The sequence below is a fragment of the Microbacterium helvum genome (genome assembly GCF_014779795.1).
Lineage (GTDB): Bacteria > Actinomycetota > Actinomycetes > Actinomycetales > Microbacteriaceae > Microbacterium > Microbacterium helvum.
Genome location: NZ_JACXZS010000011.1, coordinates 118,999 through 139,908, shown reverse-complemented (window position 1 = coordinate 139,908; position 20,910 = coordinate 118,999). Strand labels below are relative to the sequence as shown.

Below are 20,910 nucleotides of genomic sequence, written 5' to 3'. Positions count from 1 at the left end.
AACTTTCGCATTGCTTGAGGCGGCAAGGAGCCGCCTCCGGACACTCGCGAGGGAGCGCATGTCGGTCAACAGCAACCTCGTCGTCGCCGAGGCGGTGGAACTGCGCTCGGAGGTCGACGAGGCTCCGCAGCCGTCGCGGCGACGACGCAAGCAGCCCGCTCGCCCGCCCGGGACGCGCACCACGTGGCGCAAGGCGCTGAAGAAGGACTGGCGGCTCTACTCGCTGCTCGTGCTGCCGATCGTCTTCCTGCTGATCTTCCGCTACATCCCGATGGCCGGGAACGTCATCGCGTTCCGTCGCTTCCGGCCGGGCGGGTCGATGTTCGGCGACGAGTGGGTGGGGCTTCGCTACGTCGAGCTCTTCATCAACGACCCGACGTTCTGGCGCGCCTTCTGGAACACCCTGATCCTCGGCGGGCTCACCCTCGTCATCGTGTTCCCCCTGCCGATCGTGCTGGCGCTCATGTTCAACGAGCTGCGTTCGCGGCGGTTCAAGCGGGTCGCGCAGTCGATCTCGTATCTGCCGCACTTCATGTCGATCGTCATCGTCGCCGGCATGGTGCTGCAGCTGACCGCGCTGAAGGGCTCCATCAACCAGACGATCGAGTTCTTCGGCGGCGAAGCCATCCCGTTCATGCAGCTGCCGCAGTGGTTCCCCACCATCTACGTGGGCTCCGAGATCTGGCAGACGGTCGGCTGGGGCACGATCCTGTACCTGGCCGCCCTCACCACGATCGACCCGCAGCTGTACGAGGCGGCGCGCATCGACGGCGCCAACCGCTGGCGGCAGATCTGGCACGTGACGCTGCCGGGCATCCGGCCCACGATGATCGTGCTGCTCATCCTCAACATCGGCACGTTCATGGCGGTCGGCTTCGAGAAGATCCTGCTGCTGTACAACCCGCTGCTGTACCCGACCGCCGACGTCATCTCGACGTACCTGTACCGGGTCGGCATCATCTCGAGCAACTTCTCGTACGCCACGGCCATCGGCCTGTTCGAGTCGCTCATCGGGCTGGCGCTGATCCTGACCGCCAACGCGATCTCGCGTCGAACCGTGGGGACGAGCCTGTGGTGACCGAAAGCCTCCGCACCGCCCCGCGGCGCATGTCGGACCGGATCTTCCGCCCGGCCAAGCAGTCCGGCATCAAGGACTCCCGCAGCTACACGGTGTTCCGCATCGTGAACGGCGCGCTCATCGTGGCGCTGTGCTTCCTGACGCTCTATCCGTTCCTCAACGTGGTGGCTCAGGCGTTCAGCTCCGAGGCCTACATCAACTCGGGCCAGGTGAACCTCATCCCGAAGGGCTTCAACGTCACGACGTTCGGCTACGTCATGGGCGACCCGATGTTCTGGCGCAACTACGGCAACACCGTGCTCTACACGGTCGTGGCGACCGCGATCGCGATGGTGCTCACCACGTCGTTCGCCTATGCGCTGTCGAAGAGGCACCTGAAGGGCCGGGCGTTCTTCATCGGCATCGCGGTGTTCACGATGTTCTTCAACGGCGGGCTGATCCCGAACTACATCCTGATCAACGAGCTCGGCTTCAAGAACACGCTGTGGGCCATCGTGATCCCCAACGCCATCAGCGTCTTCAACCTGCTCGTCATGAAGTCCTTCTTCGAGGGGTTCCCCGAGGACCTCGAAGAGGCCGCGGCGATCGACGGACTCACGACCTACGGCATCCTCTGGAAGATCGTGCTGCCGCTCAGCAAGGCCGTCATCGCCACGATGGTCCTCTTCTACGCGGTGTCGTTCTGGAACTCGTGGTTCGCCGCGTTCCTCTATATGGACAAGGCCGAGCTGTATCCGGTCACCGTGTACCTGCGCAACCTGCTCGCCGCCGCGTCGAGCACGGAGTCTCTCGGCGCAGGAGCCGCAAGCGGTGACGCGACCCAGGTCGCGGCCAACGTCAAGGCCGTCACGATGCTGCTCACCGTGCTGCCGATCGTCTGCCTCTACCCGTTCATCCAGAAGTACTTCGTGTCGGGCGTGATGCTCGGCTCGGTCAAGCAGTAACCCCCCACGAAAGGAAATCCCATGACACAGCACATGCGACGAAGCGTGCTGCTCGCGGGCGCCGTGCTCGCTGCGGGCGCGCTCGTCCTCAGCGGTTGCGACTCCGGCGGCGACACCGGCGCCGACGGCGACGACACGGCCGCGGCGGAGTTCGACTTCACCGGCAAGGACGTCGGTGCGATGGAGGACTACGGCGTCGGCGACACCTTCACGGCGACGGAGCCGGTCGAGTTCGGCCTCTTCTACCGCGACCACCCGAACTACCCGTACAACAAGGACTGGCTGTTCCTCAGCGAGCTCGAGAAGAACCAGAACGTCACGTTCGACATCACCTCGGCGCCGCTGAACGAGTGGGACCAGCGCAAGTCGCTCGTCATCGGCGCGGGCGACGCGCCCGACATCGTCTCGGTCACGTATCCCGGCCAGGAGGTGCCGTTCGTCGCCGGAGGCGCGATCCTCGCGGCGAGCGACTTCGTGCAGTACATGCCGAACTACATGGACAAGGTCGAGAAGTGGAACCTCGAAGCCGACCTCGACCAGCTGCGGCAGGAGGACGGCAAGTACTACCTGTTCCCCGGGTTCCGTGAGGAGCAGCGTCCGGAGTACACGTTCGCCGTGCGATCCGACATCTGGGAGGAGCTCGGCCTCAGCCTGGAGCCCGCGACCTTCGACGACTTCGCCGACGACCTCCGCAAGGTGAAGGAGGCGTACCCGGATGTGTATCCGATGACCGACCGCTGGTCCGCGAACGGGCCCATCGAAGGCACGCTCGGATTCGTGTCGCCGAACTTCGGCACGGCGGCCGGCTGGGGCTTCGGTCAGGGCCTCACCTGGACCGGCGACGAGTTCGTCTACACCGGCGCGACGGACGAGTACAAGGATCTCGTCGAGTTCTACGCCGGGCTCGTCGCGGACGGGCTGCTCGACCCCGAGGCCATCACTCAGGACGACGACCAGGCCAAGCAGAAGGTGGCGTCGGGTCAGGCGCTCTCGGTCGGGACCAACAACCAGGAGATCGTCGGCTACCGCCAGACGCTCAAGGACCTCGGCACCGCCGGCGACCTCGCGATGATCCGCGTGCCCGCGGGACCCGGAGGCGACAACCTCGCAGCCGGCGGACGCCTGGTGAGCGGTTTCATGCTGTCGTCCAAGGTGCAGGAGTCCGAGCACTTCAAGGCGCTGCTGCAGTTCCTCGACTGGCTGTACTACTCCGACGAGGGACTCGAGTTCGCGAAGTGGGGCGTCGAGGGCGAGACCTACACCAAGGACGCCGACGGCAAGCGGGTGCTCGACCCCGGCATCACCGCGATGGGTATCAACGCGGGCGCGCCGAAGAACCTGCAGACGGACTACGGGTTCTCCAACGGCGTCTGGATGCTCGTCCACGGCTCGTCGGTCGACCTCGACCGCTCGATGCTGCCCGAAGAGGCCGTCGACTTCGTCGAGTCGATGTCCACGAAGAAGGTGCTGGACCTGCCGCCGCCCGCTCCGCTGGACGAGGTCGAACGCGAGCAGGTGTCGCTGTACCAGTCGGCGCTCAAGGACCACGTGTGGCAGAACACGGCGGCCTTCATCCTCGGTCAGCGTTCGCTGGACGAGTGGGACGCGTACGTGTCCGAGCTCGAGGGCATGAACATGACGCAGTACATCGACATCGTCAACGAGGCGCAGCAGCGCTACGCCGAGGCCAACGGCTGACGTGACGGATTGATCGGATGCCGCGACCGCGGGCTCCTCTGAGCGTCGCGGTCGCGGCATCCACTTCTCTGGAGACACTTCGCAACGTGACCCTTCCCGCATTGCCCAAGATCCCGTACGGCGGCGACTACAACCCCGAGCAGTGGGGCGAGGAGGTGTGGGACGAGGACTACCGCGCGTTCGACCTCGCGCACATCGACCTCGTCACGGTGGGCGTGTTCTCGTGGTCGCTGACGCAGCCCGCCGAGGACGTCTACGACCTGTCGGTGCTGGAGCGCATCATCGACCGGGCGCACGCGGAGGGTCGCAAGGTGTGCCTGGCGACCGGGACGGCAGCCGTGCCGCCGTGGCTGGCCCGGCGGCATCCCGACGTCTGCCGCACCGATTTCGAGGGCCGTCGGCACGTCTACGGCGGGCGCCACAACGCGTGTCCGTCGTCGCCGGCCTACCGGCGGCTGTCGGCGGCGGTCGCCGGCCGCATCGCCGAGCGCTTCGGCGATCACCCGGCGGTGGTCGCCTGGCACATCAACAACGAGTACGGCGGGCAGTGCTATTGCGAGCTGTGCGCGGCGGAGTTCCGGGTGTGGCTGCGCGAGCGGTACGGCACGCTCGACCGGCTCAACGACGCGTGGAACGCCGACTTCTGGTCGCACCGATTCACCGACTGGGAAGAGGTCGTGCCGCCGAACATGCTGTCGGAGCACTGGCGCGGACCGAATCACACCGCTTTCCAGGGGATCTCACTGGACTACCTGAGGTTCAACAGCGACAACCTGCTGCGGTCGTTCCGCGATGAGAAGCAGGCGATCCGCGAGTTCTCGACGCTGCCGGTGACGACCAACATGATGGGGATCTACCGCCACCTCGACTACCACCGGTGGGCCCCGCACCTCGACTTCGCTTCGTGGGACAACTACCCGACCGATGGGTCCCCGGTCTCGCGCATGGCGCTGTCGCACGCCATCATGAGGGGACTGAAGGACGGCCAGCCGTTCTGGCTCATGGAGCAGACGCCCACCATGACCGCCACCCGCGACTACAACCCGGTCAAACGGCCCGGCGTCATGCGGCTGTGGTCGTGGCAGGCCGTCGCGCACGGTGCGGACTCGGTGCTGTTCTTCCAGCTGCGGCAGAGCCGCGGCGCGTCCGAGAAGTACCACGGGGCGGTGCTCAACCACGCCGGCCGCACCGACACCCGGGCGTTCGGCGAGGTCGCGGCGCTCGGCGCCGAGCTCGAGCGCGTCGGCGATCGCCTGCTCGGCGGGCGGACACCGGCGCGCGTGGCGCTGCTGTTCGACTGGGACTCGTGGTGGGCGCTGGAGATGACCGACGGCCACAGTCGGGCGGTCGGCTACGAGGGGCAGCTCGTGGCGTACCACGAGGCACTGTGGCAGGCCGGCGCGCTGGTCGACGTCGTGCCCATGACCGCGGACCTGTCGGGGTACGACGTCGTGGTCGCGCCCCTGCTGCATGTGCTCAAGGGGTCGATCGCGTCTCGTCTCGAGGAGGTGGCGCGCCGCGGCGGCTCGGTCGTCACGACCGTCATGTCGGGGCTCGTCGACGAGGACGACAACGCGTTCCTCGAGGACGCGCCCGGACCGCTCCGCGCACTGTGCGGCGTGCGCGTCGATGAGACCGACTCGCTGCCGCCTGCCGTGGCGAACACGGTGACACTCGGGATGCCGGGCGAGGACCCGGTGCGCGCCCTGGCGCGGCACGTGTTCGATCTGGTGATCCCGCAGGGGGCGACGGCCGTCGGGACGTATGAGCAGGAGTTCTACGCGGGGGAGGCGGCCGTGACCCGGAACGCCTTCGGAGCGGGTTCGGCCTGGTACGTCGGAACGGTGCTCGACCAGGCCGGTGTCGACTGGGTCGTGCGTCACGCTCTCGCCGAGCACGAGGCCCTCGGCCCGTTCGCCGACGTGCGCGACCTGGAGCACACCGCGCGCGTCGTGGACGGCCGCCGCTACGAGTTCGTCCTCAATCACGGTGCGGACGAGGTCGAGGTGCCGTCGCCGTTCTCGGGCGTCGACCTGCTCAGCGGCACGGCGCTGACCGCCGGCGACCCGCTGCGGGTGCCGGCGGCCGGTGTGGTCGTCATCGAGAGCGCGGGCCGTTGAGGATGGACACATGAACGAGCACACGTCGCGGCGCCACGGGGCGCTCGGCCGCGTGACCGGCGCGGTCTACTGGTTCGTGGTCGTCGAGCTGTGCTTCCTGCTCGCGGCCGCGCCCGGTCTCGCCGGCATCCTGCTGCTCGCCCGCGACGCCAGCAACCTGCCGCTGTACGCGCTGTGCCTCGTGCCGATCGGACCGGCCTACTCGGCGGCGATGTCGGCGATCGCCGGCCGATCCGACGAGCTGTCGGTGTGGCCGCGCTTCTGGCGGTCGTACGCGCACAACCTCGTCGACGTGCTCTGGGTGTGGGTGCCCGCGCTGCTCGCCGCGACCGTGCTCGGCACGACGATCGCGTTCGCCGGCGCGGCGGGTGTCGACGCCTTCTTCGTCGTCGTCGCGATCGTGCTCCTGGTGGTGCTGGCGGTGTGGGCCTCGCACGCGCTGGTCATCGCGTCGTTCTTCTCGTTCCGCGCGCGCGACGTGGCCCGCCTGGCGCTCTACTACGTCGCCGCGAAGCCGCTGGTCACCCTCGGAGCGCTGTCGTTCCTCGTCCTCGCGGCGGCGATCGTCGCATTCACGCTCGATCCCGTGCTCGCTCTGCTGGCGGTCGTGTTCGCAGCGCTCGCTGCGGCGAACGCGCGGCCCATGATCGCCGACATCCGCGCTCGCTTCATCCGCGACGAGTCGAGCGCCGTCGCCTGATTCCCGGAGCGGCTGCACGGGCGATGTGCGCCGTCGAATGTAAACGTTCACATGGCTTCCGGCGCTCGATGAGCGCCTGTTGAAGAGGGCGAAGGCGCCCTGCGGCAGCTGCCGCGCACAACTCGAAGGAGAGGACCCACCGATGGCTGTACCCAGCGCTGCGCGTCACGTCGCGGCATCCGCATCGCATCCCCGGCATCGCCGACGGGCCTGGCCTGCCGTCACGGTGCTGCCTCTGACCGTCGGCCTCATCGCCGCAGGCGTGACCCCCGCACACGCCGCGGACGAGTACTCGGTCGACATCCATGTGACCGGCGGCGGTGTCGTCACCGGCGCCGGGAACTTCACCCCGGGCGAGACCGTCACCCTCACCGCGACGCCGGACGCCGGCAATGTGTGGGGCGGCTGGACGAGCGACGAGCTCGACTGGATCGGCGCGCGTGTGGCGTCGTTCACGATGCCCGAGGGCGACGTCGAGATCGACACGGCGTTCCGGCCCCAGGCGGCGCCCCTCAAGGACGTCTACGCCGCGGACTTCGAGATCGGAAACATCTGGGGCGGCTCCGGCGACTACGCCGCCGGCTCGGCCTCGTCGAACCACATCGCGCGCAACTACAGCGTGATGACGGCGGGCAACGCGATGAAGCCCGACGCGCTGCTGCCCAACAACAACATCGACCCGACGACGGGCGCGTTCACCTTCAACTGGGGGAATGCCGACGGCTTCGTGGACTCGACGATCGCTCGCGGCATGCGCGTCCACGGGCACGTGCTCGTGTGGCATTCGCAGTCACCGGCCCGGCTGAACACCGGCACGACGGGCGGCACCCGAGACCTGGCCCGCGAGAACATGCGGCGATACATCGAGGGCGTCCTCGGGCACTTCGACGGACGCGTTCCGACGTGGGACGTCGTCAACGAGGCGTTCGTCGATGGGCTGGACCGGTTCGACCCCGCGACGCAGGACTGGCGCGACTACCTGCGCGGCGGCCCGAACGGCGGGACCTCGGCCTGGTACGCGGCGTACGCGAACGGCACCGACGCCGCAGCCGGAGAGGACCCCGGCGACTACATCTACGACGCCTTCTCGTTCGCGCGCCAGTATGGACCCGGGGTGACGCTGGTCTACAACGACTTCAACGAGTTCCAGGCGTCGGGCAAGGGCAAGGCGATCGTGACCATGGCGACGGACCTCAACGCGAGATACGCCGCCGAGCACCCCGGCGACGCGCGTCCGCTCATCGAGGTGCTGGGCATGCAGTCCCACAACTACATCCCGCAGACGCCGGCCTTCGCGTGCTCGTCCACGAGCCGCCTGGGCGCCCTTGTCGACGACACCGCCGAAGTGTGGCAGACAGGAGCCTGTTCGGACTCGACGTCGGTCGAGGCGTTCCTCCAGCTCGTCGATGACGCGGGACTGCGGGCCGATATCAGCGAACTCGACCTGTTCGTCTGGGAGGCGTACAACGGTCAGCCCGAGGGCTCCAGCCCGAGTGCGTACCGCGACCTCACCGACCCGGCGGTCAAGGACCGCATCTCACGTGACACGTTCACGTTCTGGCAGGGCAAGATCGCCAACCGCGCAGAGCTCGAAGAGATCCAGGCGCAGCGCTACGCCGAGTACTTCTCGGTCTACAAGGCGTACGCCGACATCATCGATCGCGTCACCTTCTGGGGCATGAACGACCGCTTCAGCTGGCGTGCCACGCACAACCCGCTGCTGCTGAACAGCGACTGGTCCGAGAAGCTGGCGATGTGGGCGGTGTCCGACCCCGAGGGCTGGTTCGACCGGGATCGCGCCGACGGCGACGGCATCCCCGTGCAGGCCACGGTCGCTGAGACGGCGCCCGGCTCGCTGACGCTGTCGGTCGCGGACTTCGGCGACGGCGTCGTGCTGTCGCAAGGCGCCGACGCCGGGGACCGGCTGCGCTTCACCGGTCAGCTGCCCGAGGTGACGGTGACCGATTCGCGTACCGCCGAGCAGGCGGGCGACGGCGGATGGGCGGTGACGGGTCGTTCGACCGACCTGGCCTCCGGCGGCGACACCGTCGCGGCCGGGCACCTCGGGTGGACGCCGCAGGTCGTCTCACCTCGCGCAGGGGTGGCGGCCGGAGCTGCGATCGGCACCGTGCTCGACGGCGCCGCCGGTCTCGCTGCGCCGCAGGCGCTCGCGACCGCGTCGGTCGCCGGACGCTTCGGCTCGACGACGCTCGGCGCCGCGCTCGCGCTCGAGCTTCCCGTCGACCAGGCTCCGGGGACGTACCGCGGCACCGTGAGCGTGTCGCTGTTCCCCGTCGACTGACACGCGATGACGCCACGGCCCCCTCCGTCGGTGCGGAGGGGGCCGTGGCGCTGCTCCGGAGTACCCGTGCGGGGAATCGTGCCGTTGTCTCGGAACGTTCCTGGGGATAAGGACACGTGGTTGGCCGTCGGATGCCTGAGCCCGATGTCCCTGTCGAGCGAGTAGTCCCCTTAACGTGGTGTAGTTCGCGGTGGGTTGCGGCTGGTGAAGGGTTCCGTCGCGGAGCATGTCGAACAGGAATCATGCCGGCCCGGCGGGCCGTCACCGCCCAGCATCCTCCGCCGCGGCCTCGACTCCACGACACGGACGTCGGACGGCGCGCGGTTGCAGCCCGGGCGCAGGCGTGTCGCTGCGATCAGTAGAGCGTGCGTCCGTGTTCGTCCGGGATGCCGGACGCGCGCCAGAAGTACGTGTTGATCTGGTCGCGCCACTCGCCCGCCGAACGGGCCTGTTCGGCGAACCGTTCGGCCCCACGCATCCATACGTCCTCGTCGATGTGGTCTCGCAAGGCATCCCACCGGGCGGGCAGTTCGGCAGCCTGCTCCGCGCCGCGGAAGTGCGTGTCGTAGATGTGCTGGATCACCGTCGCGCCGTTGTGAAGCCGATGGGTGTAGGGCACGTGATGGAAGAAGAGCAGCAGCTCGTCCGGCACCGATTCCAGCGACTCGAACATCGCCGCCCACTCCTGCGGGTACTGCCCGGTGTATCCGGTGCCGGTGGCGACCGTGCGATCCACCCCGATGCCGTTGCGGTCCGCGAAGTGATACGTGCCCCACGGCGAGTACTCGTAGCCGTCGACCGAAGGGCCGTAGTGCGAGCCGGGCGTCACCATGAACCCCACGCCCAGAGGCGCGGTGTACGACTCGTAGGTCGCCCACGAGTCGTCGAGGATGGAATGGATGCCGTCGTTCACCGCTTCGTCGTCGCCGAAGGTGAGCGCCATCCACTCGCTGAGCACGGCGCGCGCATCGAGGGTCGCGTCCCAGGCGAGGCGTCCGTACGCGTAGAGGTTCGACTGCGCCAGCGGGTGTCCTGTCCAGTACGCGTCGTCGCCGACGTTCGACACCGCGGCGATCCCGCCCCGCACGAGCTCCGAGACCGGCGGGCCGCCGTCCCCGAACGGCCGGCCGCCGAGGATCTCGCTCCACTGCGGCGCGAGGTAGACGGCATGCCGCTGCTGGCCGGTGTACTCCTGCGTCACCTGCAGTTCCAGCGCGATGCGGGTGTGCTTCATCGCCGCGATCACCGGCGACAGGGGCTCGCGCGTCTGAAAGTCGATCGGCCCGTACTTGACCTGCAGCAGGACGTTGTCATCGAATCGTCCGTCCAGCGGCATGAAGGTGTCGTAGGCGGCGCGCGCGCGGTCGGTGGAGCGATCTCGCCAATCCTGCCTGTGGTTGTAGACGAACGCGCGCCAGCGCACGACCCCGCCGTGGGGCTCGAGCGCGCGGGCGAGCATGTTCGCTCCGTCGGCGTGGTCTCGTCCATAGGCGTGCGGGCCGGGCTGGCCCTCCGAGTCGGCCTTCACGAGGTAGCCGCCGAGATCGGGGATGCGCGCGAAGGCCTGGGCGGTCGCAGCCGACCACCATTGCGCGACACGCTCGTCGAGCGGATCGGAGGTGTCGAGGTCGCCGAGGTCGAGCGGCGACGCGAAGTTCACAGAGAGGTGCACGCGGATGCCCCAGGGGCGGAAGATCCCGGCGAGCAGCTCGACCGTGCCCAGATCGTCGGTCAGCAGCTGCGCCTCTCTCCGGCCCACGTTGACGTTGTTGATCGTCACCGCGTTGACGCCGATCGACGCCAGCAGCCTCGCGTAGCGGGCGACGCGCCCGAGATCTCGGCGCACGCTCCCGTCCGCGTAGAAGATCGAGCCCCCGGCGTAGCCGCGCTCGACCTGCCCCATCACGGGGTGCGCCGAGATGTTGTCCCAGTGGTCGAGCACACGCAGCGCCTGCTGCGGTTCGAACCGTGCGGGCGTCGATCGGCGCTCGCCGCCCGCATGGTCGCGGATCATCTGGAACCATCCGTACAGCGCGCCGCGACCGTCGGCGTAGGCGATGATCGTCCGATCACCGTCCTGTGCGATCACGAAGCCCTCGGCGCGCAGGCCGGCGACGGGAAGGGGGCGCGGCCACACCTCCTCGGCGTCGGCCGCCGGAACGATGAGGAGGGTGGATGCCGGGGTCCCGGCATCCACCCGCTCGCCTCTGTCGACGGCTCCGGCGTCGGCCGCCTCTGAGCGGATCGTCTCGAGGAGCGGGTCTGCTCCCCGGATGACGACGGGCCGGCCCCGGAGGAACTGCAGGGCGTGAGGCGGCAGCCACATCGGGTGCTCGCGCGGATCAGCGGTCATGGTTCACCAATCGTGGATCGTTCCGTCGCGCAGACGCGCGGCGGGCAGGTAGGCGGGCTCATAGGGGAAGCGGGCGGCAGCGAGGTCGTCGTACTCGACCCCGAGGCCGGGTGCGTCGCCGGGGTGCATCGCCCCGGCGTCGAACGAGTACGAGGTGTGGAACACCTCCGCGGTCGCGGTGTGGTGCGCCATGTGCTCTTGGATGCCGAAGTTGTGGATCGCCAGATCGAGATGAAGGGCGGCGGCCATCCCGACGGGGGAGATGTCGGTGGGGCCGTGGCTGCCCGAACGCACCTGGTGGAGCGCCGCGAGCTCGAAGATGCGCTTCAGGTGCGTGATCCCGCCCGCGTGCGTGACGGACGCGCGCACATAGTCGATGAGCTGCTCCTGGATGAGTGTGCGGAAGTCCCAGACGCTGGTGAGCACCTCGCCGATCGCCAGCGGTGTCGTCGTGTGCTTCCGCACGAGACGCAGCGCCTCGGGGTCGTCGACCGGTGTCACGTCCTCGAGCCAGAACAGGTCGTACGGCTCCAGGCTCCTGCCCAGTCGTGCCGCCTCGTTGGGGGTGAGGCGATGGTGGGCGTCGTGAAGCAGGATGAGCTCATCGCCGAACGTCGACCGCGCCCACTCGAACAGCTTCGGAGCGTAGGCGAGATAGCGACGCGTGTCCCAGCCCTCTTCGATCGTCAGCCCGGCGCGCTTGGCGGGCTCGTAGGTGTAGCGACCCCCGCTCTCGCGCGCCGACGAGATGCCGTACCCGCCTCCCATTCCCGGTACGGCCACCTGCAGGCGGATCGCCCGGTACCCCTCCTCGAGGCGCGATCGGATCGAGTCGCCCAGATCCTCCAGATCCGCTCCTGAGGCATGCGCGTACACGAGCGCGCTGTCGCGCGACGCGCCCCCCAGCAGCTGGTACACGGGCATGCCCGCGAGCTTGCCCTTGATGTCCCACAGGGCGACGTCGACGGCGGCGATCGCCGTCATCGTGACGGGGCCCCGGCGCCAGTACGCGGAGCGGTACAGGAACTGCCACGTGTCTTCGATGCGCTGCGCGTCTATCCCGATGAGCAGGGGTGCGATGTGATCGCGCAGGTACGCAGCGACAGCGAGCTCGCGCCCGTTGAGGGTGGCGTCGCCGAGGCCGACGACGCCGTCCTCGGTCGTGATGCGCAGTGTGACGAAGTTGCGTGAAGGACTGGACACGAGCACCTCTGCGGTGCGTATCATCGCGCTCGTTCGGAGTGTGCTCACGTGTGGGTCTCCCGGGTGATGTAAACGTTATGATCGGCAGATGACGACTGATCGCCGTGGGGGCGCGGTCGGAGACTCGTGTCGGACGAAAGGAGTCCGCGATGGTCACCGTGCACGACGTGGCGGCGAGATCCGGGGTGTCCATTGCGACAGTGTCGCGAACATTGCGAGAACCGCACCGCGTGTCGGATGACACGCGGGACCGGGTGCTCGCCGCGGTCGACGAACTCGGCTACCGCCCGAATCGGGCGGCGAGCAGTCTGCGGCGCGGCCGCACGGGCGTCATCGCGCTCGTCGTGCCCGACATCGAGAACCCGTACTTCGCCTCGATGACGAAGGGCGCCCAGGTGATGTGCCGCGAGCGCGGGTACGAGCTCGTCGTCGTCGACACCTCTGAGCGCGCCGAGATCGAGGACGAAGAAGTGCGCGTGCTGCGGTCGCAGATCGACGGGCTGATCCTCGCGTCGTCGCGTCTCAGCGACGAGCGGCTCGCCGAGGTCGCGGAGACGACGAGCTGCGTGCTCGTCAATCGCAGCCTGGAGTCCCACGCGCCGGGCACGCCGACGGTCACCATCGACGAAGGAGCCGCTGCCGCGCTCGCGGTCGCGCATCTGTACGGACTGGGGCATCGACGGATCGTCTACGTCGGCGGGCCGTCGCGTTCGTGGTCGCAGGCGCGTCGCGCCAAGGGCATCGAGACGGCCGCACACGAGCGTGACGGGCTGGAGCTGATCCAGCTGCGCGATTGCGTGCCGACGTCGGACGGCGGGCGTGAGGTGGCCGAGAAGGTCCTCGCGCTCGGTCCCACTGCGGTCATCGGCTACAACGACCTCGTCGCGCTCGGCCTGCTGGCGCAGTGGACGGAGTCGGACATCCGGGTTCCGGGTCACGTGAGCCTCATCGGGTTCGACGACACCTTCGTCACCGGCTTGGTGACCCCGCCGCTCACCAGCGTGGGGGCCGACCTGCGGGTCGTCGGCGACGCAGCGGTCGAGCTGCTCATCGAGCGGATCGACGGGGTCTCCACATCGAGCCATCTCATCCATCGTTCGATTCAGCCGCAACTGGCTGTGCGCTCGTCGACCGCGCCTCCTGCGGCGCGACGGTGACGGACTCCTCGCGCGCACGGGCCACGGCCTCGTCGATCCGGCGCTGGACGCCTGCCTTCGATCGGCGGCGCGTCCAGACGATCGCGACCACGACCCCCGCCGCGAGGGCGAGGAGCGCCAGCTGCGCCCACGGCATGGTCCAGGCCGTGAAGTCCGCGGATGACGGCGTCAGCACAGGCACGTCGTCGTCGCCGACGGCAGAAGGGGTGACGGCGACCGCTCCGAGCGACACGACGGTCGGCCACACCGCGAGCTCGATCGTGGACGTGCTGGTCTGAGCGGGCAGGACCTCTCGTGTCGTGGTCGAGGCCCGCACGGGGGCCAGGCCGAAGGGGCCTGTCGCGCGAGCGGCGGCCTCCGCCCCGAGCCGCACGTTGCCGACATTGTCCAGTCGGTACTCCACGCGCAGTCTTCCGGGGGCGAACGGGTTCCAGGAGGGTTCATACGACGACGACACGACCGTCGGCTCCAGCGCTGCGACGACGTCGCCCGCGACGCGCAGATGAGCCCGCACGCCGACGCGGCTGGCGAACTGCACCGAACCGCCCGCGGCGGGCTTGTACTGCGCGACGATGCCGGCGGGGTGGTCGCCCGGAGTCGCGTTCTCGGGGACCGACACCGTCACGGGGACCACGACGGAGGCGCCGGGCTGGAGCTCGATGGTGAGCACGCCGTCAGCGACGAATCCCCCCTCGACAGTGCCCACCGAGATCCACGAGCCGCCGTCGACGGGCGGTTCTCCGGGTGGCAGAAGGTCGAAGTCGCCGTCATCCGTGACGATGCCGTCGCTCGCGTACACGTCGAAGCTCGCGGGATGCGGGCTGAAATTCGTCAGGGATACGAAGTCCGGGGCGCTGCCGCCGGGATCGATGACATGGCGCAGTGAGATCCGTGCGTCCGGGCCCTCCGCCGAGGCGGGGGAGAGCGACCAGGTCGTCGTGGGGCCGCCTTCACCGGATTCTTCGGCCGTGGCCGGGTACGCGACAGCGCCGATCGCGAGCGTGAGCGTGAGGGCCGCCGTCGCGACGGTGCGAGAGAGCAGAGGGTGGACGTTCATCGTGATCTCCGGTGAGAGTGAGAGGTGCGGCCGGCCGGTGTCCCGGCCGGCCGCACGAGGGTCGGGCCTCGATCAGTCCTCGGGGAAGAGGGTGACCGCGAGTGTGCCCCTGTACGTGCCTGGTGCGGTGTCCACCGGGACCTCGAGCAGCAGGTCGGCGCCGAGCTCGGTCGATCCGTACCGCCCTTCGGATGTCGCCTGCCCCAGAGGGCTCGGACCGGCCAGACCCGTTCCGCCGCTGAGCGCGGTCGCCACCGGGGCGCCCGCCGTCACGCCCGCACGTGGCGCGGCCAGCCGCGGAGTCCACCCGAGATGCGCCGCTCCCACCGCAGCCGTTCCGGCGGACAGGTCGGTGGACTGCCCCGAGACGGACCATCCCCCCTGCCCGGCCTGGTCGGCGTTGCGGGAATCGGTCACGGTGACCGCCGGCAGCGCACCGGTGAAACGCAGACGATCGCCCGCGTTGCCCGCGTCGTCGAGCACGACGCCGTCGCCGTAGTCCGCCACGCTCAGTGAGAGCGATCCGGGCTCGGACGGCTCCGGGACGGTCGCCTCCACCGGGATGCCGGTGCCGTCGTCACCCGGCTCGACCACCAGCGTCACCAGCGAACGGGCGGGGAGCACGAGGTCGGTCTTTCCGTCCGCCGTCGCCGCGATGCCGTCGACGACCTCGAGATGATGCGTCTGGTCGTTCAGGTACGCCGTGGGCTGACGGTCGAGGTCGATATCGGTGGACAGCGCGGTCGTGCCGTTGTTCAGCAGCTGCACGACGCGCGTGCCGTCGGCGTTGTCGAACGCGGCGACCTTGAGGTCCGGAAGGGAGTGCACGGCGTCGAAGCGCACGGCGTCCGGCCGGACGAACCTGCTGAACGCCGCCATTCCCCACAGGCGGGCACCGACGGTGTAGGTGTCGTTGTCGGCATCGACGACCATGAGCGAACCCGAGCCGCCCTGGCTCACCCCCAGCCACCAGAGGTAGCCGGTGGCGTTCGCGCGCGTGAGCGAGTCCATCATGTGATCGACGAGGCGGATGCCGTCCGAACCTGCGGGGGTCTCGCCGTCCCAGTTCGGATTGAACTGCGTGAGTCCGGCCACCGATGCCGCCCATTCCGACATCCACAGCGACCTGTCGGTCTCGAACGGAGTGTCGGACCTGCTCGCGTAGGAGTGCGCGGTGAGGACGTCGACCCACTTCGCGGCCTCGGGGTCTTCGAGGATCGCGCTGTGGTAGTTCTTGCCCTGCGTCCAGCCGAACGACTCGCAGCAGAGGACGTCATACCCCGCGGCGTCCGCGACCGGGCCGAGCTTCTTTGCGAACTCGGCGGCCTGGGCGGGGGTGAAGCGCATGGATTCGTATCCGGATGTGTAATCCGGTTCGTTCGTGAAGGCGATCCCGTCGATGTCGACGCCTTCCTGCTGGTAGAAGTCGGCCCAGGCGACGAGGTAGTCGGCGTAGGCCCCCGTCCAGTCGCCACTGGCGCAGCTGGTGCCCGACAGCCCGCACAGCGTCCCGCCGTTCGTCGGGCTGTTGTTGGTCTTCATGTACCCGGGGGCGGTCCACGCGTTGCCGTAGATGTACTCGACGCCCGCCGCCTCGGCGGCCTGAGCGAACCACACTTCGCCGTTGTCGTAACCGTCCCATTGGTAGTTCGGCTCGGCATCGGGGCCGCCGGGATCCGTCGGCTGGATGGACAGCATCCAGTCGTACGGCGCGGTCGACTGGCCGCCGATGCCGAGCCGGAGGATCGACGGGTCGACGCCCGTATCGCCGAGGAGGAGCTCGACGGCCTCGGCCTTCTTCTCGTCCGACAGCAGGTTCAGCCGGTGGGTGCGCTGGAAAGCCGCCGAGTAGCCGAAGCCGTCGATGGTCTGCTGGACGCTCTCGGGTTGAAGATCGATCGCGGTGGTGTCGTCGGCCGAGGCGGCGGGGGCGGTGGCGAAGCCGGCGCCCACCAGGCCTGCGGCCGCGAGTAATGACAGTGTCCTTCTCACAGCTTCTCCTTCGAATCTGTGCGGCGATGTAAACGTTATCGCGCCGCGTTGGTCATCAAGTTACGGACCAATTCTCGTAACGTCAATGCTCATTTCTCGAAACTTTCGCTGCAGGCGGAGATGGACGCGGCGCGCGAAGTGGTATAGGTTGTTGCCAGCAACATTTACCGCCCGCCGCATGAAGCGGCTGCCCGCCGCAAAGGAGCGTCATGCCCACGCAGAGTTCAGGACCGACCCCGACCCGCGCCGACAAGTTCTCGTTCGGACTCTGGACGATCGGCTACAACGGCACCGACCCGTTCGGCGGCCCGACCCGCCCGCACCTCGATGTCGTGCACGCCGTCGAGAAGCTCGCCGAGCTGGGCGCCTACGGCCTCACCTTCCACGACGACGACCTGTTCGCCTTCGGCTCGACGGATGCTGAGCGCCAGACGCAGATCGACCGCCTGAAGGGCGCGCTCGCCGACACCGGCCTCATCGTGCCGATGGTCACCACCAACCTGTTCTCGGCCCCCGTCTTCAAGGACGGCGGCTTCACCTCGAACGACCGCGACGTCCGCCGCTTCGCGCTGCGCAAGGTCATCCGGCAGCTCGACCTCGGCGCCGAGCTCGGCGCCAAGACGTTCGTCATGTGGGGTGGCCGCGAGGGTGCCGAGTACGACTCGGCGAAGGACATCCGCGCCGCGCTCGAGCGCTACCGCGAGGCCGTGAACCTGCTCGGCGACTACGTCGTCGACAAGGGCTACGACATCCGCTTCGCCATCGAGCCCAAGCCGAACGAGCCCCGCGGCGACATCCTCCTGCCGACGCTCGGCCACGCGATCGCGTTCATCGACTCGCTCGAGCGTCCCGAGCTCGTGGGCCTCAACCCCGAGGTCGGCCACGAGCAGATGGCGGGCCTCAACTTCGCCGCCGGCATCGCGCAGGCGCTGTACCACGGCAAGCTCTTCCACATCGACCTCAACGGCCAGCGTGGCATCAAGTACGACCAGGACCTCGTGTTCGGCCACGGCGACCTGCACAACGCGTTCGCACTCGTCGACCTGCTCGAGAACGGCGGCCCCGGTGGCGTGCCGGCCTACGACGGCCCGCGCCACTTCGACTACAAGCCCTCCCGCACCGAGGACGAGAACGGCGTCTGGGACTCGGCCGCCGCGAACATGCGCACGTACCTGCTGCTCAAGGAGCGCGCCGCGGCGTTCCGCGCCGACCCCGAGGTGCAGGAGGCGCTCGCCGCCGCCAAGGTGCCCGAGCTGTCGGTGCCCACGCTGAACGAGGACGAGACGATCGAGGACCTCAAGGCCGACCGCTCGGCGTACGAGGACTTCGACACCGACGCGTACCTCGGCGGCAAGGGCTTCGGCTTCGTCCGCCTGCAGCAGCTGGCGACCGAGCACCTGCTCGGCGCTCGCTGAGCCCGGCCCGTCCCTCCATCCCTCGCCGAGACAGGGGATTCACGCCGAGACCGGGGGCCACACCCTCGGTCTCGTGCGGAATCCCCTGTCTCGACTCGGACACCTCGACTCGTACACAAGGAGCAGCAGTGACGCTCGTCATGGGAGTGGACTCGTCCACGCAGTCGTGCAAGGTCGTGATCGTGGATGCCGCGAACGGCTCCATCGTGCGCCACGGGCGTGCCTCGCACCCTGACGGCACGTCGGTCGATCCCGAGGCGTGGTGGACGGCGCTGCAGGCGGCGATCGCCGAGGCCGGCGGGCTCGACGACGTTCCGGCCTGGGCGATCGGCGGCCAGCAGCACGGCATGGTGGCGCTCGACGCCGACGGCCGGGTCATCCGCGACGCGCTGCAGTGGAACGACACCCGCTCGGCGGGCGCGGCCGCGGACCTCATCGCCGAGTTCGGCGCCGACGAGCTCGCGCGCCGCACGGGGCTCGTGCCGGTGGCATCCTTCACCATCACCAAGCTGCGCTGGCTGCGCGACGCCGAACCCGACAACGCCGCGCGCGTCGCGGCCGTCGCCCTGCCGCACGATTGGCTCACCTGGCGCCTGCGCGGCTTCGGCCCGGCGGACGAGTCCGCGCGCGGCCCCGTGCTCGACGAGCTCACGACGGATCGATCGGATGCCTCCGGCACCGGTTACTGGAACCCCGAGGACGACTCCTACGACCGCGAGCTGCTCATCGTGGCGCTCGGCCACGACGCCGTGCTGCCACGTGTGCTCGGACCCGACGAGTGGGTCACCGACTCCGACGGCCGACGGGTCGGCGGGGGCGCGGGCGACAACGCCGGTGCCGCTCTCGGTCTCGGCGCCGGGCCCGGCGACGTCGTCGTCTCCATCGGCACATCGGGCACGGTCTTCGCGGTCAGCGAGCAGCGAACGATCGACCCCTCGGGCACGGTGGCCGGCTTCGCCGACTGCACCGGCCGCTTCCTGCCGCTGGTGGCGACGCTCAACGCCGCACGCGTGCTCGACGCGATCGCCCGCGTGCTGGGCGTCGACCACGTGGAGCTGTCGCGCCTCGCCCTCGCCGCCGAGCCCGGCGCAGCGGGACTAGCCCTGGTGCCGTACTTCGAGGGCGAGCGCACCCCGAACCTCCCCGATGCGACCGCGTCGCTGACCGGCATGACGCTCGCCTCGACGACGCGCGAGAACCTCGCGCGCGCCGCGGTCGAGGGCATGCTGTCGGGTCTCGCGGCCGGCCTCGACGCCCTCCGCGGCCTCGGTGTGCCGCTGGAGCGCGCGCTGCTCATCGGCGGCGGCGCCCAGTCCGAGGCGGTGCGGCAGATCGCGCCGCTGGTGCTCGGCCTGACGGTCGAGGTGCCTGAGCCTGCGGAGTATGTGGCCCTCGGCGCAGCCCGACAGGCCGCATCCATCCTCGCCGTCTGACGCCCGCTCCGGCCCTACCGGGCGCTGAACCCGGCACGCGGATGTATCGCCGTGCCCGGCATCCGCATCTTCACTGTATGGACGCTGCGATGCTCGCCGGGACGGTCTCGACCGTGCTGTTCGCCGCGGCCAACCTGCCGATGCTGCTGAAGGCCGTGCGCTCGCGCGACCTCAGGTCGTACAGCGCGAGCGCGCTGGTGCTCGGCAACGTCGGCAACCTCACGTACACGATCTACGTCGTGAGTCTGCCGTTCGGGCCGATCTGGGTGCTGCACGGCTTCTATCTCGTGACGATGGCGCTCATGCTGGTGCTCTACGCCGTCTCGGCGCGCTCCCAGCGCCGTGGCGCCCGGGCCGGCGCGGCGGCCACCACGCCGGTGTCCGGAATTCCGTCTGTGCGAACGAGGCCCTCGCGTCGCGCGGCGTGATTCCGAGCTCCACGGGCGGGTCTGATCCCGCAGGGACTGAATTGCGAACCGCCCGGACGGCACAATGGACGGGTGGATGCCGCAGACGCGGGCGACGGTGAGCTCGACGAGATCGCGGGAGAGCTGTATGCCGTGAGACCCGCGGAGTTCACCGCAGCCCGAAATGCGCGAGCCTCGGCATCCCCTCCGGCACTTGCCAAGCGCATCAAGGCGCTGCGCAAGCCGACGGTCGCAGCGTGGGCGGTCAACCTGCTCGCGCGCGGCGGGCAGCTCGCGGACGCCGTCGAGCTTTCGGCGGCCCTGCGAGAGGCGCAGGACGACCTCGACGCGACCGAGCTGTCGCGCCTGGGCGGGCAGCGCCGACAGCTGGTGGCGGCGCTGGCGAAGCAGGCGGTCGGGCTCGCCGCGGACGCCGGTGTGAAACTCAGCGCGGCCGCCCACGAAGAGGTCGAGAAGACGATCAATGCCGCCGTGATGGATGCCGCAGCCGCCGCCGCGGTGCTCACGGCGCGCCTCGTCACCACCCTGGAGGCCGGTGACATCGACCCCGCCACGCTCGCCGAGTCGGTCGGGGGAACGCTGCCGGGCGCTGTCGAGCCGGCGCCGCGTGACGACCTCGCCGAGCGTCGCGCACGCAAGGCCGCCGAGAAGACCGCCCGTGAGGCGGAGCGACTGGCGAACGAGGCCGAGCGTGAGCTCGCGCGTGTGGACGCGCGTCGCGCCAAGGCGCAGGAGCGCCTCGACCATGTGCGCGAGCGCATCGACGACCTGCGGCGCGACCTGGCCGCCCTGGAGGCCGACCGCGCGACGGCCGAGCAGAAGCTCGATGCGATCGACGCCGAGCGACGGGATGCCGCATCCCGTGCCCACGCGGCGGCCGCCGCCGCAGATCAGGCGCAGCGCGCCCTCGACTAACCGGTCGTTCCCGTCGCCGACCATGCCCGCTCGTGGCCGACCGTGCCCGCTCGTGGCCGACCGTGCCCGCTTTTCGCCGACCGTGCCCGCTCGTGGCCGACCCTGCCCGAGCTGT

General features: G+C 69.4%; 15 protein-coding genes. 11 read left to right on the top strand and 4 right to left on the bottom strand.

All coding sequences use genetic code 11. The features are described 5' to 3' along the window. The first annotated feature begins 58 nt into the window (after nt 1-58). The 6 genes from IF188_RS16080 (at nt 59) to IF188_RS16055 (ending at nt 8,842) form a co-directional block, all read left to right on the top strand. Nucleotides 59-1,078, top strand: a complete 1,020-nt coding sequence (locus IF188_RS16080) for an ABC transporter permease (protein ID WP_191172820.1) — start codon at nt 59-61, stop codon at nt 1,076-1,078. A gap of 29 nt (nt 1,079-1,107) precedes the next feature. After that, nucleotides 1,108-2,022, top strand: a complete 915-nt coding sequence (locus IF188_RS16075; protein WP_191172872.1) for a carbohydrate ABC transporter permease — start codon at nt 1,108-1,110, stop codon at nt 2,020-2,022. Between the two features lie 21 nt (nt 2,023-2,043). Next, nucleotides 2,044-3,720 (top strand): ABC transporter substrate-binding protein, encoded by a 1,677-nt coding sequence (locus IF188_RS16070; protein ID WP_224751988.1) that lies wholly within the window; start codon nt 2,044-2,046, stop codon nt 3,718-3,720. Nucleotides 3,721-3,806: 86 nt separating this feature from the next. Further along, complete coding sequence (locus IF188_RS16065; RefSeq protein ID WP_191172819.1) at nt 3,807-5,840, top strand: beta-galactosidase; 2,034 nt, start codon at nt 3,807-3,809, stop codon at nt 5,838-5,840. A gap of 10 nt (nt 5,841-5,850) precedes the next feature. Further along, the gene (locus tag IF188_RS16060; RefSeq protein ID WP_191172818.1) at nt 5,851-6,540 is read left to right on the top strand and encodes a DUF624 domain-containing protein; all 690 of its coding nucleotides are present in this window, start codon (nt 5,851-5,853) and stop codon (nt 6,538-6,540) included. Nucleotides 6,541-6,682: 142 nt separating this feature from the next. After that, nucleotides 6,683-8,842, top strand: coding sequence for an endo-1,4-beta-xylanase (locus tag IF188_RS16055; RefSeq protein ID WP_191172817.1), 2,160 nt, complete (start codon nt 6,683-6,685; stop codon nt 8,840-8,842). 355 nt (nt 8,843-9,197) lie between these two features. Here IF188_RS16055 and IF188_RS16050 read toward each other — a convergent pair whose 3' ends face one another. Continuing rightward, entirely contained in the window at nt 9,198-11,195 is a 1,998-nt protein-coding gene (locus IF188_RS16050; protein WP_191172816.1) for an alpha-glucuronidase, read from the bottom strand. Between the two features lie 3 nt (nt 11,196-11,198). Then, nucleotides 11,199-12,422 (bottom strand): D-mannonate dehydratase ManD, encoded by a 1,224-nt coding sequence (gene manD / locus IF188_RS16045; RefSeq protein ID WP_191172815.1) that lies wholly within the window; start codon nt 12,420-12,422, stop codon nt 11,199-11,201. A 125-nt stretch (nt 12,423-12,547) separates the two neighbouring features. Between manD and IF188_RS16040 the strand changes: the two genes are divergently transcribed. Beyond that, complete coding sequence (locus IF188_RS16040; RefSeq protein ID WP_191172814.1) at nt 12,548-13,555, top strand: LacI family DNA-binding transcriptional regulator; 1,008 nt, start codon at nt 12,548-12,550, stop codon at nt 13,553-13,555. On the opposite strand, the gene IF188_RS16035 is transcribed toward IF188_RS16040, so the two are convergent. Together IF188_RS16035 and IF188_RS16030 are read right to left on the bottom strand one after the other, a co-directional pair. Beyond that, on the bottom strand, nt 13,485-14,612 hold the full coding sequence (locus IF188_RS16035) for a hypothetical protein (RefSeq protein ID WP_191172813.1): 1,128 nt from the start codon (nt 14,610-14,612) through the stop codon (nt 13,485-13,487). The two genes, IF188_RS16040 and IF188_RS16035, sit on opposite strands and share 71 nt — an antisense overlap. Before the next feature lie 72 nt (nt 14,613-14,684). Continuing rightward, nucleotides 14,685-16,604 (bottom strand): glycoside hydrolase family 30 protein, encoded by a 1,920-nt coding sequence (locus IF188_RS16030; protein ID WP_191172812.1) that lies wholly within the window; start codon nt 16,602-16,604, stop codon nt 14,685-14,687. Between the two features lie 209 nt (nt 16,605-16,813). Here IF188_RS16030 and xylA point away from each other — a divergent pair, with 209 nt between their 5' ends. The 4 genes from xylA to IF188_RS16010 all read left to right on the top strand — a co-directional run bounded on the left by xylA (nt 16,814) and on the right by IF188_RS16010 (nt 20,795). Further along, nucleotides 16,814-18,019 (top strand): xylose isomerase, encoded by a 1,206-nt coding sequence (xylA, locus tag IF188_RS16025; protein ID WP_191172811.1) that lies wholly within the window; start codon nt 16,814-16,816, stop codon nt 18,017-18,019. A 128-nt stretch (nt 18,020-18,147) separates the two neighbouring features. Further along, entirely contained in the window at nt 18,148-19,452 is a 1,305-nt protein-coding gene (xylB, locus tag IF188_RS16020; protein ID WP_191172810.1) for a xylulokinase, read from the top strand. Nucleotides 19,453-19,529: 77 nt separating this feature from the next. Further along, on the top strand, nt 19,530-19,880 hold the full coding sequence (locus IF188_RS16015) for a hypothetical protein (RefSeq protein ID WP_191172809.1): 351 nt from the start codon (nt 19,530-19,532) through the stop codon (nt 19,878-19,880). 72 nt (nt 19,881-19,952) lie between these two features. Continuing rightward, nucleotides 19,953-20,795 (top strand): transposase, encoded by an 843-nt coding sequence (locus tag IF188_RS16010; RefSeq protein ID WP_191172808.1) that lies wholly within the window; start codon nt 19,953-19,955, stop codon nt 20,793-20,795. Nucleotides 20,796-20,910: the final 115 nt, after the last annotated feature.

Excerpts from the sequence above, each read along its gene's own strand:
- IF188_RS16080 (WP_191172820.1), top strand. The coding sequence starts at position 59 with ATGTCGGTCAACAGCAACCTCGTCGTCGCCGAGGCGGTGGAACTGCGC.
- IF188_RS16075 (WP_191172872.1), top strand. The coding sequence starts at position 1,108 with ATGTCGGACCGGATCTTCCGCCCGGCCAAGCAGTCCGGCATCAAGGAC.
- IF188_RS16070 (WP_224751988.1), top strand. The coding sequence starts at position 2,044 with ATGACACAGCACATGCGACGAAGCGTGCTGCTCGCGGGCGCCGTGCTC.
- IF188_RS16060 (WP_191172818.1), top strand. The coding sequence starts at position 5,851 with ATGAACGAGCACACGTCGCGGCGCCACGGGGCGCTCGGCCGCGTGACC.
- IF188_RS16055 (WP_191172817.1), top strand. The coding sequence starts at position 6,683 with ATGGCTGTACCCAGCGCTGCGCGTCACGTCGCGGCATCCGCATCGCAT.
- IF188_RS16050 (WP_191172816.1), bottom strand. The coding sequence starts at position 11,195 with ATGACCGCTGATCCGCGCGAGCACCCGATGTGGCTGCCGCCTCACGCC.
- manD (WP_191172815.1), bottom strand. The coding sequence starts at position 12,422 with ATGATACGCACCGCAGAGGTGCTCGTGTCCAGTCCTTCACGCAACTTC.
- IF188_RS16040 (WP_191172814.1), top strand. The coding sequence starts at position 12,548 with ATGGTCACCGTGCACGACGTGGCGGCGAGATCCGGGGTGTCCATTGCG.
- IF188_RS16035 (WP_191172813.1), bottom strand. The coding sequence starts at position 14,612 with ATGAACGTCCACCCTCTGCTCTCTCGCACCGTCGCGACGGCGGCCCTC.
- xylA (WP_191172811.1), top strand. The coding sequence starts at position 16,814 with ATGCCCACGCAGAGTTCAGGACCGACCCCGACCCGCGCCGACAAGTTC.
- IF188_RS16015 (WP_191172809.1), top strand. The coding sequence starts at position 19,530 with ATGGACGCTGCGATGCTCGCCGGGACGGTCTCGACCGTGCTGTTCGCC.